Origin of the sequence: Enterobacter sp. Tr-810 (genome assembly GCF_011752765.1) — a bacterium.
Classification (GTDB): domain Bacteria; phylum Pseudomonadota; class Gammaproteobacteria; order Enterobacterales; family Enterobacteriaceae; genus Enterobacter; species Enterobacter soli.
This window is the reverse complement of the sequence record NZ_VWWW01000006.1, coordinates 154,489-168,373: the sequence shown is the minus strand read 5'-3', so window position 1 is coordinate 168,373 and position 13,885 is coordinate 154,489. Positions and strand designations below refer to the sequence as shown.

The window sequence follows — 13,885 nt, the reverse complement described above, 5'->3', positions numbered from 1 at the left end:
GCCAGAACAGAATAGTGCGCAATGGCGTATTCAGCAAAACGCATAGCGAGCAGGGTTGACAGGCAGGGTTAACTATCAATATACTGAACGCCGATTTTACGTCCCGTCTTCGGTACCAAATCCCAGCATTATTTGCATTTTCTACCTAAAACGCGTAGAATTTGCCACGTTTCAGGCGCGGGGTGGAGCAGCCTGGTAGCTCGTCGGGCTCATAACCCGAAGGTCGTCGGTTCAAATCCGGCCCCCGCAACCACTTTCCCATAAAGTCCTTTTTCAAATATACTGTGAAGACTTAGAGCCTTCGTAGCTGGATTTGAAAAAATTCTTTCAGAAAGTGCTCCAGGCCGCAGTTGCGGCTATAGGGTTCAGTTATCTAAAACCCCGATTTATCGGGGTTTTTTGTTATCTGACTACAGAATAACTGGGCTTTACGCCCTTTTTTTATGTCTTGGGGGTGGGCTTGTCCACATTAGAGCAAAAATTAACAGAGATGATTACTGCACCGGTCGAAGCACTGGGCTACGAACTGGTCGGCATCGAATTCGTTCGCGGCCGTACATCGACGCTGCGCATCTATATTGATAGTGAAGATGGCATCAATGTTGATGATTGTGCTGATGTTAGCCACCAGGTCAGTGCGGTGATGGATGTTGAAGACCCGATTACCGTCGCATACAACCTGGAAGTTTCCTCACCTGGCCTCGATCGCCCGATGTTCACGTCCGAGCACTACGTGCGCTTTACCGGTGAAGAAGTGGCTCTCGTTCTGCGTATGGCCGTACAGAACCGCCGCAAATGGCAGGGTATTATCAAAGCCGTTGATGGTGAAATGATCACGGTGACAGTCGAAGGCAAAGATGAAGTGTTCGCGCTGAGTAATATCCAGAAGGCGAACCTGGTTCCCCACTTTTAACAGTCTGGATTGAGGTGAAAAGCCCGCGATGAACAAAGAAATTTTGGCTGTTGTTGAAGCCGTTTCCAACGAGAAATCACTGCCGCGTGAGAAAATTTTCGAAGCGCTGGAAAGTGCACTGGCTACAGCAACCAAGAAAAAATACGAACAAGAGATCGATGTTCGCGTAGAAATCGATCGTAAAAGCGGTGACTTCGATACATTCCGTCGTTGGGTGATTGTTGAAGAAGTGACCCAGCCGACCAAAGAAATCACGCTGGAAGCTGCGCGTTTCGAAGACGAAAGCCTGAACGTTGGCGAGTACGTTGAAGATCAGATTGAATCTGTGACCTTTGACCGTATCACTACTCAGACCGCGAAACAGGTTATCGTACAGAAAGTACGTGAAGCTGAGCGCGCAATGGTTGTCGATCAGTTCCGCGACCAGGAAGGTGAAATCATTACTGGCGTGGTGAAGAAAGTTAACCGCGATAACATCTCTCTGGAAGTCAAATCCGAAGGGCTGGCGGGTAACGCTGAAGCCGTTATCATGCGTGAAGACATGCTGCCGCGTGAAAACTTCCGTCCTGGCGACCGTATCCGTGGCGTTCTGTATGCCGTTCGCCCTGAAGCACGTGGTGCGCAGCTGTTCGTGACCCGTTCTAAACCAGAAATGCTGGTTGAACTGTTCCGTATCGAAGTGCCGGAAATCGGCGAAGAAGTTATCGAAATTAAAGCCGCTGCACGTGATCCGGGTTCTCGCGCGAAAATCGCTGTGAAAACCAACGACAAGCGTATCGACCCTGTGGGTGCATGTGTGGGTATGCGCGGTGCGCGTGTTCAGGCAGTTTCTACTGAGCTGGGCGGCGAGCGTATCGATATCGTTCTGTGGGACGACAACCCGGCGCAGTTCGTTATCAACGCAATGGCACCGGCTGATGTGGCGTCTATCGTTGTTGACGAAGACAAGCACACCATGGATATCGCCGTTGAAGCGGGTAACCTGGCGCAGGCTATCGGTCGTAATGGTCAGAACGTTCGTCTGGCTTCACAGCTGAGCGGCTGGGAACTCAACGTGATGACCGTTGATGACCTGCAAGCTAAGCATCAGGCTGAAGCCCATGCAGCGATTGATACCTTCACTAAATACCTGGACATTGACGAAGATTTCGCCACCGTTCTGGTTGAAGAAGGCTTCTCAACGCTTGAAGAACTGGCCTATGTGCCAATGAAAGAGCTGCTGGAAATTGACGGTCTGGATGAGCCAACCGTTGAAGCCCTGCGTGAACGCGCTAAAAACGCACTGACCACCCTGGCACTGGCTCAGGAAGAAAGCCTTGGTGATAACAAGCCGGCTGATGACCTGCTGAATCTGGAAGGTCTTGATCGTGCGATTGCGTTCAAGCTGGCTGCCCGTGGTGTTTGTACGCTGGAAGATCTCGCTGAGCAAGGCGTTGATGACCTGGCTGATATCGAAGGTTTAACCGACGAGAAAGCCGGCGAACTCATCATGGCCGCACGTAATATTTGCTGGTTCGGCGACGAAGCGTAATAAACTGTAGCAGGAAGGAACAGCATGACTGATGTAACTGTAAAATCGCTGGCTGCCGAGATTCAGACCTCTGTGGACCGCCTGGTACAGCAATTTGCTGATGCAGGGATCCCAAAGTCCGCTGATGACTCGGTGACTGCGACTGAAAAACAAACCTTGTTAGCGCATTTGAACCGTGAACACGGTTCTACGCCTGACAAGCTGACGTTGCAGCGCAAAACGCGCAGCACGTTGAATATCCCTGGTACCGGTGGTAAAAGCAAATCGGTACAAATTGAAGTCCGCAAGACGCGCACCTTTGTAAAACGTGATCCGCAAGAGGCAGAACGCCTTGCCGCGGAAGAGCAGGCACAGCGTGAAGCGGAAGAACAAGCTCAGCGTGAGGCAGAAGCAACTGCCAAACGCGAGGCAGAATTAAAAGCTGAACGTGAGGCCGCAGAAAAAGCGAAACGCGACGCAAGTGATAAAGTGAAGCGTGACGCTGCGGAAAAAGACAAAGTGAGCAATCAACAGACCGACGAAATGACCAAAACTGCCCAGGCTGAAAAAGCCCGCCGTGAAAATGAAGCAGCCGATCTGAAGCGTAAAGCGGAAGAAGAAGCACGCCGTAAGCTGGAAGAAGAAGCTCGTCGCGTGGCTGAAGAAGCGCGCCGCATGGCAGAAGAAAATGAGAAGAACGGTGTGAATACCGCTGAACCTACTGAAGACAACAGCGATTATCACGTGACCACTTCTCAGCACGCGCGTCAGGCTGAAGACGACAACGACCGTGAAGTTGAAGGTGGTCGTGGCCGTGGTCGTAGCACTAAAGCTGCGCGTCCGGCGAAAAAAGGCAACAAACACGCAGAATCCAAAGCTGACCGTGAAGAAGCTCGTGCCGCCGTTCGCGGTGGTAAAGGCGGCAAGCAGCGTAAAGGTTCCACTCTGCAACAGGGCTTCCAGAAGCCAGCGCAGGCTGTTAACCGCGACGTTGTGATTGGTGAAACCATCACTGTTGGCGATCTGGCTAACAAAATGGCGGTTAAAGGTTCTCAGGTCATCAAAGCGATGATGAAACTGGGCGCCATGGCTACCATCAACCAGGTTATCGACCAGGAAACTGCACAGCTGGTTGCCGAAGAGATGGGCCACAAAGTTATCCTGCGTCGTGAAAACGAGCTGGAAGAAGCAGTAATGAGCGACCGTGACACTGGCGCAGCGGCTGAACCGCGTGCACCGGTTGTGACCATCATGGGTCACGTTGACCACGGTAAAACCTCTCTGCTCGACTACATTCGTTCTACGAAGGTTGCCTCTGGTGAAGCGGGTGGTATTACCCAGCACATCGGTGCATACCACGTAGAAACCGAAAACGGCATGATCACCTTCCTGGATACCCCAGGCCACGCCGCGTTTACCTCAATGCGTGCTCGTGGTGCTCAGGCAACGGATATCGTTGTTCTGGTTGTTGCAGCAGACGATGGCGTGATGCCACAGACCATTGAAGCTATCCAGCACGCGAAAGCGGCGCAGGTGCCTCTGGTTGTTGCAGTGAACAAAATTGATAAGCCAGAAGCCGACCTGGACCGCGTTAAGAACGAACTGTCTCAGTACGGTGTTATGCCAGAAGAGTGGGGCGGTGAAGCGCAGTTCATTCCTGTATCGGCAAAAGCGGGTACCGGTATCGACGACCTGCTGAACGCTATCCTGCTGCAGGCTGAAGTTCTGGAGCTGAAAGCGGTGCGTAAAGGCATGGCAAGCGGCGCGGTAATCGAATCCTTCCTGGATAAAGGTCGTGGTCCGGTTGCGACTGTTCTGGTTCGCGAAGGTACCCTGAACAAAGGCGACATCGTTCTGTGCGGCTTCGAATACGGCCGTGTGCGTGCGATGCGTAACGAACTGGGTCAGGAAGTGCTGGAAGCGGGTCCATCCATTCCAGTGGAAATCCTGGGTCTGTCCGGTGTTCCGGCTGCCGGTGACGAAGTGACCGTGGTTCGTGACGAGAAGAAAGCGCGTGAAGTTGCACTGTACCGTCAGGGTAAATTCCGTGAAGTTAAACTGGCTCGTCAGCAGAAATCTAAACTCGAGAACATGTTTGCTAACATGACCGAAGGCGAAGTTCACGAAGTGAACATCGTTCTGAAAGCAGACGTTCAGGGTTCTGTGGAAGCGATCTCCGATTCCTTGCTGAAACTGTCTACCGACGAAGTGAAAGTGAAGATCATCGGTTCTGGCGTAGGTGGTATCACCGAAACCGACGCGACCCTGGCTGCTGCGTCCAACGCGATTCTGGTTGGCTTCAACGTTCGTGCTGATGCATCTGCACGTAAAGTGATTGAATCTGAAAGCCTGGATCTGCGCTACTACTCCGTCATCTATAACCTGATCGACGAAGTGAAAGCAGCAATGAGCGGCATGTTGTCGCCAGAGCTGAAACAGCAGATCATTGGTTTGGCTGAAGTACGTGACGTGTTCAAATCGCCGAAATTCGGTGCGATCGCGGGCTGTATGGTTACCGAAGGTAACATCAAGCGTCACAACCCAATCCGCGTTCTGCGTGACAACGTGGTTATCTATGAAGGCGAGCTGGAATCCCTGCGCCGCTTCAAAGATGACGTTAACGAAGTCCGTAACGGTATGGAATGTGGTATCGGCGTGAAGAACTACAACGACGTTCGCGTTGGCGATATGATCGAAGTGTTCGAGATCATCGAAATTCAGCGTACCATTGCGTAACGATCGAGAGTAAGCCGGGATCGCCTCGCGCCACCCGGCAATAATTTTAAAAAGGGGCTTTAGCCCCTTTTTTGTCTGGAGAATTTATTATGGCGAAAGAATTTGGTCGCCCACAGCGCGTCGCGCAAGAAATGCAGAAAGAGATCGCACTCATTCTGCAACGTGAAATTAAAGACCCACGCGTGGGTATGATGACCACCGTTTCTGGTGTGGAAATGTCTCGCGACCTGGCCTACGCCAAGGTGTTCGTGACCTTCCTGAACGACCAGGACGAAGCCGCAGTTAAAAACGGCATTAAAGCGCTACAGGAAGCTTCTGGTTTCATCCGCTCTCTGCTCGGCAAAGCAATGCGCCTGCGCATCGTGCCGGAACTGACCTTCTTCTACGACAACTCACTGGTCGAAGGGATGCGTATGTCCAACCTGGTGACCAGCGTGGTGAAGCATGACGATGAACGTCGTGTGAACCCTGCGGACGACAGCAAGGAGGACTGATGAGTCGTCCTCGTCGTCGCGGTCGCGATGTGCATGGTGTGTTACTGCTGGATAAACCGCAAGGTGCCTCCAGCAACGACGTATTGCAAAAGGTGAAGCGTATTTTTAACGCTAACCGTGCAGGGCACACCGGTGCGCTAGATCCTCTGGCGACCGGAATGCTGCCGGTTTGCCTGGGAGAAGCAACCAAGTTTTCCCAGTACCTGCTTGATTCCGATAAGCGCTATCGCGTGATTGCAAAGCTTGGCCAGCGTACGGACACATCCGATGCGGATGGTCAGGTTGTTGAAGAGCGTCCTGTGACCTTCAGCGCAGAGCAACTCGATGCCGCGCTGGAGAGTTTCCGTGGTGATACGATGCAGGTGCCGTCGATGTATTCGGCGCTGAAGTATCAGGGCAAGAAGCTCTACGAATATGCGCGCCAGGGCATTGACGTTCCGCGTGAAGCTCGCCCGATTACCGTGTATGAACTGCTCTTCATTCGCCACGAAGGTGACGAACTGGAGCTGGAAGTTCACTGCTCGAAAGGCACCTATATTCGTACCATCATCGACGATCTGGGCGAAAAACTGGGTTGTGGCGCGCACGTGATTTACCTGCGCCGTCTGGCCGTCAGCAAATACCCTGTTGAGCGGATGGTGACCCTTGAGCATCTTCATGCACTGGTTGAGCAGGCACAAGCGCAGGGAATTTCTCCTGCGGAGTTGCTTGATCCACTGTTAATGCCGATGGACAGCCCGGCGGCTGACTTCCCGATCGTTAATCTTCCTTTAACATCGTCCGTTTACTTTAAAAACGGAAATCCGGTTCGCACCACCGATGCACCACTGGAAGGCCTGGTCCGTGTGACCGAAGGCGATGACGGTAAGTTTATCGGCATGGGCGAAATGGATGGCGAAGGGCGCGTTGCGCCGCGCCGTCTGGTGGTTGAATACCCGGTCGAAGGCTAACGGCGATAATGTCTCACCTTGCGATAAACAGGGGAGACGAGTAGAATATCGCCGCTTAACGTCCTGCAAATTGTTTAACAATCTGCGGGACGTATACTGGGATTGCTGAATTAGAGATCGGCATCCTTACATTCTTTATATTCTGGAGTTTGAAAATGTCTCTAAGCGTTGAAGCTAAAGCTAAAATCGTTTCTGAGTTTGGTCGTGGTACTAACGACAGCGGTTCTACCGAAGTTCAGGTTGCACTGCTGACTGCACAGATTAACCACCTGCAGGGTCACTTTGCAGAGCACAAAAAAGATCACCACAGCCGTCGTGGTCTGCTGCGCATGGTTTCTCAGCGTCGTAAACTGCTCGACTACCTGAAACGTAAAGATGTTGCACGCTACACCGCGCTGATCGAGCGTCTGGGTCTGCGTCGCTAAGTCTTGCGAGTTTCAGAAAAGGGGGCCTGATGGCCCCTTTTTTCAACCAGACGGCAGCAATTGACTGGAAACTATTGTATTGTTGCTATAAATGATCTTCATTGCAGAGGTTCGCGCGGCTAATGAGAGGCTTCACCCATGAGGGTGTCGGTTGTCATTAGTCGCGAGGATGCGAAGAAGGTCCGGTTAAATCGACAGCACGCCGTGGGTGTGCTGTCAAACATTTGAGAAAGGACAGAATTTTGCTGAATCCGATCGTTCGTAAGTTCCAGTATGGTCAGCATACCGTCACGCTGGAAACCGGCATGATGGCACGTCAGGCTACTGCTGCCGTAATGGTAAGCATGGATGACACTGCGGTATTCGTGACCGTAGTTGGCCAGAAAAAAGCAAAACCAGGTCAGGACTTCTTCCCACTGACTGTTAACTACCAGGAGCGTACTTACGCTGCCGGTAAAATCCCAGGCGGTTTCTTCCGTCGTGAAGGCCGTCCAAGCGAAGGCGAAACCCTGATTGCGCGTCTGATTGACCGCCCGGTTCGTCCGCTGTTCCCGGAAGGCTTCGTAAACGAAGTTCAGGTTATTGCGACCGTTGTTTCCGTTAACCCACAGGTTAACCCGGATATCGTTGCGATGATCGGTGCTTCTGCTGCACTGTCTCTGTCTGGTATTCCATTCAATGGTCCAATCGGTGCTGCGCGCGTAGGTTACATCAACGACCAGTACGTACTGAACCCAACTCAGGAAGAGCTGAAAGAAAGTAAGCTGGACCTGGTTGTTGCAGGTACTGAAGCGGCGGTTCTGATGGTTGAATCCGAAGCTGAACTGCTGAGCGAAGACCAGATGCTGGGTGCTGTGGTATTTGGCCACGACCAGCAGCAGGTTGTTATCCAGAACATCAACGACCTGGTGAAAGAAGCCGGTAAACCACGTTGGGACTGGCAGCCAGAAGCGGTTAACGATGTGCTGAATGCGCGCGTTGCTGCACTGGCAGAATCTCGTCTGAGCGATGCTTACCGCATCACTGACAAACAAGAGCGTTATGCTCAGGTTGACGTGATCAAGTCTGAAACTATCGCGACTCTGGTTGCAGAAGACGAAACCCTGGACGCTAACGAACTGGGTGAAATTCTGCACGCTATCGAGAAAAACGTTGTTCGTAGCCGCGTACTGGCAGGCGAGCCGCGTATCGATGGCCGTGAAAAAGACATGATCCGTGGTCTGGACGTTCGTACTGGCGTTCTGCCACGTACTCACGGTTCTGCACTGTTCACCCGTGGTGAAACTCAGGCGCTGGTTACCGCGACTCTGGGTACTGCCCGTGATGCTCAGAACATCGATGAACTGATGGGCGAGCGTACTGACAGCTTCCTGTTCCACTACAACTTCCCTCCGTACTCCGTAGGTGAAACTGGTATGGTTGGCTCGCCTAAGCGTCGTGAAATTGGTCACGGTCGTCTGGCGAAGCGCGGCGTGCTGGCTGTGATGCCAGAAGCTGATAAATTCCCGTACACCGTTCGTGTGGTTTCTGAAATCACCGAATCTAACGGTTCTTCTTCCATGGCTTCCGTGTGTGGCGCATCTCTGGCGCTGATGGATGCAGGCGTGCCAATCAAAGCCGCTGTTGCGGGTATCGCAATGGGTCTGGTGAAAGAAGGCGACAACTTTGTTGTTCTGTCTGACATTCTGGGCGACGAAGACCACCTGGGCGATATGGACTTCAAAGTAGCGGGTTCCCGCGAAGGTATCTCTGCATTGCAGATGGATATCAAAATTGAAGGTATCACCAAAGAGATCATGCAGGTTGCTCTGAACCAGGCTAAAGGTGCACGTCTGCACATCCTGGGCGTGATGGAACAGGCGATCAACGCGCCACGTGGCGACATTTCTCAGTTCGCTCCACGTATCCACACTATCAAGATCAATCCAGACAAGATCAAAGATGTTATCGGTAAGGGCGGTTCTGTTATCCGCGCTCTGACCGAAGAAACTGGCACCACCATCGAAATCGAAGATGACGGTACTGTGAAGATCGCAGCAACCGACGGCGAGAAAGCGAAATTCGCGATTCGTCGTATCGAAGAGATCACCGCCGAAATCGAAGTGGGCCGTATCTACGCTGGTAAAGTGACCCGTATCGTTGACTTTGGCGCATTCGTTGCCATCGGTGGCGGTAAAGAAGGTCTGGTTCACATCTCTCAGATCGCTGACAAGCGCGTTGAGAAAGTGACTGATTACCTGCAAATGGGTCAGGAAGTACCGGTTAAAGTTCTGGAAGTTGACCGCCAGGGCCGTATCCGTCTGAGCATTAAAGAAGCAACCGAGCAGTCTCAGCCAGCTGCCGCGCCGGAAGCACCGGCCGCAGAACAGCAAGGCGAGTAAGGTTGCCATTTGCCCTCCGCTTAGCGGAGGGCCTATTATCAGGCAGGACGCCTTGTTGAGCCGCCGGGGGACAGGACGTTCATCCAATAGTTGTCTTCGGGAGTGGGAAATGAAGCCTTTTTTGCGCTGGTGTTTCGTTGCGACAGCTTTAACGCTGGCAGGATGCAGCAACTCTGCCTGGCGTAAGAGCGAAGTCCTCGCAGTGCCATTGCAACCGACTTTGCAACAGGAAGTGATTCTGGCACGCATGGAACAAATTCTTGCCAGTCGGGCTTTAACCGATGACGAACGCGCACAGCTTTTATATGAGCGCGGAGTGTTGTATGATAGTCTCGGTCTGAGGGCATTAGCGCGAAATGATTTTTCACAAGCGCTGGCAATCCGACCTGATATGCCTGAAGTATTCAATTACTTAGGCATTTATTTAACGCAGGCAGGCAATTTTGATGCTGCCTATGAAGCGTTTGATTCTGTACTTGAGCTTGATCCAACTTACAACTACGCGCACTTGAATCGCGGTATCGCATTGTACTACGGCGGTCGTGATAAGTTAGCGCAAGATGATCTGCTGGCGTTTTATCATGACGATCCTAATGATCCTTTCCGCAGCCTGTGGCTTTATATCGTTGAGCTGAAGCTCAATGAGAAGCAGGCAAAAGATGCGTTACAACAACGCTTCGACAAATCGGACAAGGAACAATGGGGATGGAATATTGTCGAGTTCTACCTGGGTAACATTAGCGAAGCAACGCTGATGGAAAGACTCAAGGCAGACGCAACGGATAACACCTCGCTCGCTGAGCATCTCAGTGAAACCAACTTCTATTTAGGTAAGTACTACCTAAGTCTGGGGGATAAGGACAGCGCTACGGCACTGTTCAAATTAGCGGTTGCTAACAACGTACACAACTTCGTTGAGCACCGTTATGCATTGTTGGAATTATCGCTCTTGGGCCAGGAGCAAGACGACCTGGCAGAATCGGACCAGCAATAGCTGACGACATAAACATCAGCCCGTAATCTTTTGATTGCCATCACCTTCACTGGTGAGGGCGTTGTTGTTCGTCAATACACCTAATTTGAGCCGGTTCACACTTTTCAATGAAAATTGCAGATCATTTTCACGATGAGCTAAGTAGACTGGCCGCCATTAATATCGAGGCACTTGTACTACATGGCTGAATTCGAAACCACTTTTGCAGATCTGGGCCTGAAGGCTCCTATCCTTGAAGCCCTTACCGATCTGGGTTACGAAAAACCATCTCCGATCCAGGCAGAGTGTATCCCACATCTGCTCTCTGGTCGTGACGTGCTGGGCATGGCCCAGACTGGTAGCGGTAAAACTGCGGCGTTCTCGCTGCCGCTGCTGAACAACATCGATCCGGACCTGCGTGCACCGCAGATCCTCGTCCTGGCTCCGACCCGTGAACTGGCTGTTCAGGTGGCGGAAGCGATGACTGAATTCTCTAAACATATGCGCGGCGTGAACGTGGTTGCCCTGTACGGCGGCCAGCGTTATGACGTGCAGTTACGTGCCCTGCGCCAGGGTCCACAGATTGTTGTCGGTACGCCGGGCCGTCTGCTGGATCACCTGAAGCGCGGTACTCTGGACCTCTCTAAACTGAGCGGCCTGGTACTGGATGAAGCAGATGAAATGCTGCGTATGGGCTTCATCGAAGACGTAGAAACCATTATGGCGCAGATCCCGGAAGGTCATCAGACCGCTCTGTTCTCTGCAACCATGCCAGAAGCTATTCGTCGCATTACCCGTCGCTTTATGAAAGAGCCGCAGGAAGTGCGTATTCAGTCCAGCGTCACCACTCGTCCTGACATCAGCCAGAGCTACTGGTCTGTGTACGGGATGCGTAAAAACGAAGCGCTGGTTCGTTTCCTGGAAGCAGAAGATTTTGATGCGGCGATTATCTTCGTTCGTACCAAAAACGCGACCCTGGAAGTGGCTGAAGCCCTGGAGCGTAGCGGCTACAACAGCGCAGCGCTGAACGGCGACATGAACCAGGCTCTGCGTGAGCAGACTCTGGAGCGTCTGAAAGACGGTCGTCTGGATATCCTGATTGCAACCGACGTGGCAGCACGTGGTCTGGACGTTGAGCGTATCAGCCTGGTTGTAAACTACGATATCCCAATGGATTCCGAGTCTTACGTTCACCGTATCGGCCGTACCGGTCGTGCAGGTCGTGCGGGTCGTGCGCTGCTGTTCGTTGAGAACCGTGAGCGTCGTCTGCTGCGTAACATCGAACGCACCATGAAGCTGACCATTCCAGAAGCTGATCTGCCAAACGCAGACCTGCTGGGCAAACGCCGCCTGGAAAAATTCGCCGCGAAAGTACAGCAGCAGCTGGAAAGCAGCGATCTGGATCAGTACCGTGCGCTGCTGGCGCAGATCCAGCCTACCGCTGAAGGCGAAGAGCTGGATATGGAAACTCTGGCCGCAGCACTGCTGAAAATGGCTCAGGGCGAACGTAGCCTGATCGTGCCACCAGATGCACCGATGCGTCCTAAGCGTGAATTCCGTGACCGTGACGATCGTTTCGAACGTCGTGGCGATCGCAATGACCGTGGTCCACGTGGTGACCGTCCAGAGCGTGGCGGCGAAGACCGTCCACGTCGTGAGCGTCGTGACGCTGGCGAAATGGAACTGTACCGCATTGAAGTGGGCCGTGATGACGGTGTTGAAGTTCGTCACATCGTTGGCGCGATCGCGAACGAAGGCGACATCAGCAGCCGTTACATCGGTAACATCAAGCTGTTCGGTTCTCACTCTACTATCGAGCTGCCAAAAGGTATGCCGGGCGAAGTATTGCAGCACTTTACTCGCACTCGCATCCTGAACAAGCCGATGAACATGCAGCTGCTGGGTGATGCTCAGCCGCGTGAGCGCAGCGAACGTCGTGGTGGCGATCGTCCATCTGGCGAACGTCGTAGCTTCGGTGGCGGTGAGCGTCGTGAAGGCGGTCGTGGTCCTCGTCGTGAAGGCGGCGCGCCAGGCGCAGGTCGCTTCAGCGGCGAACGTCGTGAAAGCCGTGGTCCACGTCGCGATGAAGGCTCAAGCCGTCGCCGTGACGCGTAAACCTTACGTTTCTGACGTAAAGTAATATATACAGCCCCGATAACATCTATCGGGGCTTTTTTTATTCCCTTTGTACTCCTGTACTGGTACAGTGCAGCACATTAAAATGCAGGACCAATATTTTTAACTGGAGACATGGCTGTATGGCGACACTAACCACCACACAAACATCACCTTCGCTGTTAGGCGGCGTGGTGATCATCGGCGGAACCATCATTGGTGCGGGGATGTTCTCCCTGCCGGTGGTCATGTCCGGTGCGTGGTTCTTCTGGTCGCTGGCGGCGCTGGTCTTCACCTGGTTCTGTATGTTGCACTCCGGGCTGATGATCCTCGAAGCCAACCTGAATTACCGTATTGGCTCCAGCTTCGATACCATCACCAAAGACCTGCTCGGGAAAGGCTGGAACGTGGTGAATGGTATTTCCATTGCGTTCGTGCTCTATATCCTGACTTACGCGTACATCTCTGCCAGTGGTTCGATTCTGCATCACACCTTCTCGGAGATGTCCCTGAACGTCCCTGCACGTCTGGTAGGGCTGTGCTTTGCACTGGGCGTGGCGTTTATTGTCTGGTTAAGCACCAAAGCGGTCAGCCGTATGACGGCGATTGTGCTGGGCGCCAAGGTGATTACCTTCTTCCTGACCTTCGGCAGCCTGCTGGGGCACGTTACCCCGACCACGCTCTTTAACGTGGCGGAAGCGAATACCTCCTATACGCCGTACCTGCTGATGACCCTGCCGTTCTGTCTGGCATCGTTTGGCTACCACGGTAACGTGCCGAGCCTGATGAAGTACTACGGTAAAGATCCGCGCACCATTGTGAAGTGCCTGGTCTACGGCACGCTGCTGGCGCTGGGGCTGTATGTGATTTGGCTGCTGGGGACGATGGGGAACATCCCGCGTCCGGAATTTGTTGGTATCGCGCAGAAGGGCGGTAACATTGATGTGCTGGTGCAAGCGCTGAGCGGTGTACTGAACAGTCGCAGTCTGGATCTGCTGCTGGTGGTGTTCTCCAACTTTGCGGTAGCGAGCTCTTTCCTCGGCGTGACGTTAGGCCTGTTCGATTATCTGGCGGATCTGTTTGGCTTTGATGATTCTGCGATGGGGCGCTTCAAAACCGCATTGCTGACCTTCCTGCCGCCGATTGTAGGTGGCCTGCTGTGGCCGAACGGTTTCCTGTACGCCATTGGCTATGCAGGACTGGCAGCTACCATCTGGGCGGCGATTGTGCCGGCTCTGCTGGCGCGTAAATCACGTAAGCGTTTTGGAAGCCCGAAATTCCGCGTCTGGGGCGGCAAGCCGATGATTGCGCTGATTCTGGTGTTCGGTGTTGGCAACGCGCTGGTGCATGTGTTGTCGAGCTTTAATCTGTTGCCGGTGTATCAGTAA

General features: G+C 53.0%; 10 protein-coding genes, 1 tRNA gene and 1 pseudogene. All 12 read left to right on the top strand.

All coding sequences use genetic code 11. From position 1 onward, the window contains the following. The first annotated feature begins 176 nt into the window (after positions 1 to 176). The 12 genes and pseudogenes from F3J30_RS17355 to mtr all read left to right on the top strand — a co-directional run bounded on the left by F3J30_RS17355 (position 177) and on the right by mtr (position 13,885). Positions 177 to 253: transfer RNA gene (locus F3J30_RS17355), tRNA-Met, on the top strand. 207 nt (positions 254 to 460) lie between these two features. Beyond that, entirely contained in the window at positions 461 to 913 is a 453-nt protein-coding gene (rimP, locus tag F3J30_RS17350; RefSeq protein WP_166718031.1) for a ribosome maturation factor RimP, read from the top strand. Between the two features lie 28 nt (positions 914 to 941). After that, positions 942 to 2,444, top strand: a complete 1,503-nt coding sequence (gene nusA / locus F3J30_RS17345) for a transcription termination factor NusA (protein ID WP_014071902.1) — start codon at positions 942 to 944, stop codon at positions 2,442 to 2,444. Between the two features lie 24 nt (positions 2,445 to 2,468). Then, positions 2,469 to 5,159: a translation initiation factor IF-2 gene (infB, locus tag F3J30_RS17340; RefSeq protein WP_166718030.1), complete on the top strand. Its 2,691-nt coding sequence runs from the start codon at positions 2,469 to 2,471 to the stop codon at positions 5,157 to 5,159. An 89-nt stretch (positions 5,160 to 5,248) separates the two neighbouring features. After that, on the top strand, positions 5,249 to 5,653 hold the full coding sequence (gene rbfA / locus F3J30_RS17335) for a 30S ribosome-binding factor RbfA (protein WP_003024988.1): 405 nt from the start codon (positions 5,249 to 5,251) through the stop codon (positions 5,651 to 5,653). After that, positions 5,653 to 6,603, top strand: a complete 951-nt coding sequence (truB, locus tag F3J30_RS17330; protein ID WP_014071899.1) for a tRNA pseudouridine(55) synthase TruB — start codon at positions 5,653 to 5,655, stop codon at positions 6,601 to 6,603. Before rbfA ends, truB begins: the two co-directional genes overlap by 1 nt. A 155-nt stretch (positions 6,604 to 6,758) precedes the next feature. Next, positions 6,759 to 7,028, top strand: coding sequence for a 30S ribosomal protein S15 (rpsO, locus tag F3J30_RS17325; RefSeq protein WP_003861789.1), 270 nt, complete (start codon positions 6,759 to 6,761; stop codon positions 7,026 to 7,028). 242 nt (positions 7,029 to 7,270) lie between these two features. Beyond that, a pseudogene (pnp, locus tag F3J30_RS17320) lies at positions 7,271 to 9,468 on the top strand (polyribonucleotide nucleotidyltransferase). 50 nt (positions 9,469 to 9,518) lie between these two features. Next, a complete protein-coding gene (gene nlpI / locus F3J30_RS17315) occupies positions 9,519 to 10,403 on the top strand; it encodes a lipoprotein NlpI (protein ID WP_014071897.1) in 885 nt (294 codons plus the stop codon). A gap of 107 nt (positions 10,404 to 10,510) precedes the next feature. Further along, a complete protein-coding gene (gene yrbN, locus F3J30_RS17310; protein WP_128738939.1) occupies positions 10,511 to 10,591 on the top strand; it encodes a protein YrbN in 81 nt (26 codons plus the stop codon). After that, positions 10,584 to 12,497 (top strand): DEAD/DEAH family ATP-dependent RNA helicase, encoded by a 1,914-nt coding sequence (locus F3J30_RS17305; protein WP_014071896.1) that lies wholly within the window; start codon positions 10,584 to 10,586, stop codon positions 12,495 to 12,497. The genes yrbN and F3J30_RS17305 overlap by 8 nt, the downstream gene beginning before the upstream one ends. 143 nt (positions 12,498 to 12,640) lie before the next feature. Further along, the gene (gene mtr / locus F3J30_RS17300) at positions 12,641 to 13,885 is read left to right on the top strand and encodes a tryptophan permease (protein ID WP_166718028.1); all 1,245 of its coding nucleotides are present in this window, start codon (positions 12,641 to 12,643) and stop codon (positions 13,883 to 13,885) included.

Excerpts from the sequence above, each read along its gene's own strand:
- nusA (WP_014071902.1), top strand. The coding sequence starts at position 942 with ATGAACAAAGAAATTTTGGCTGTTGTTGAAGCCGTTTCCAACGAGAAA.
- infB (WP_166718030.1), top strand. The coding sequence starts at position 2,469 with ATGACTGATGTAACTGTAAAATCGCTGGCTGCCGAGATTCAGACCTCT.
- rbfA (WP_003024988.1), top strand. The coding sequence starts at position 5,249 with ATGGCGAAAGAATTTGGTCGCCCACAGCGCGTCGCGCAAGAAATGCAG.
- truB (WP_014071899.1), top strand. The coding sequence starts at position 5,653 with ATGAGTCGTCCTCGTCGTCGCGGTCGCGATGTGCATGGTGTGTTACTG.
- rpsO (WP_003861789.1), top strand. The coding sequence starts at position 6,759 with ATGTCTCTAAGCGTTGAAGCTAAAGCTAAAATCGTTTCTGAGTTTGGT.
- nlpI (WP_014071897.1), top strand. The coding sequence starts at position 9,519 with ATGAAGCCTTTTTTGCGCTGGTGTTTCGTTGCGACAGCTTTAACGCTG.
- yrbN (WP_128738939.1), top strand. The coding sequence starts at position 10,511 with ATGAAAATTGCAGATCATTTTCACGATGAGCTAAGTAGACTGGCCGCC.
- F3J30_RS17305 (WP_014071896.1), top strand. The coding sequence starts at position 10,584 with ATGGCTGAATTCGAAACCACTTTTGCAGATCTGGGCCTGAAGGCTCCT.
- mtr (WP_166718028.1), top strand. The coding sequence starts at position 12,641 with ATGGCGACACTAACCACCACACAAACATCACCTTCGCTGTTAGGCGGC.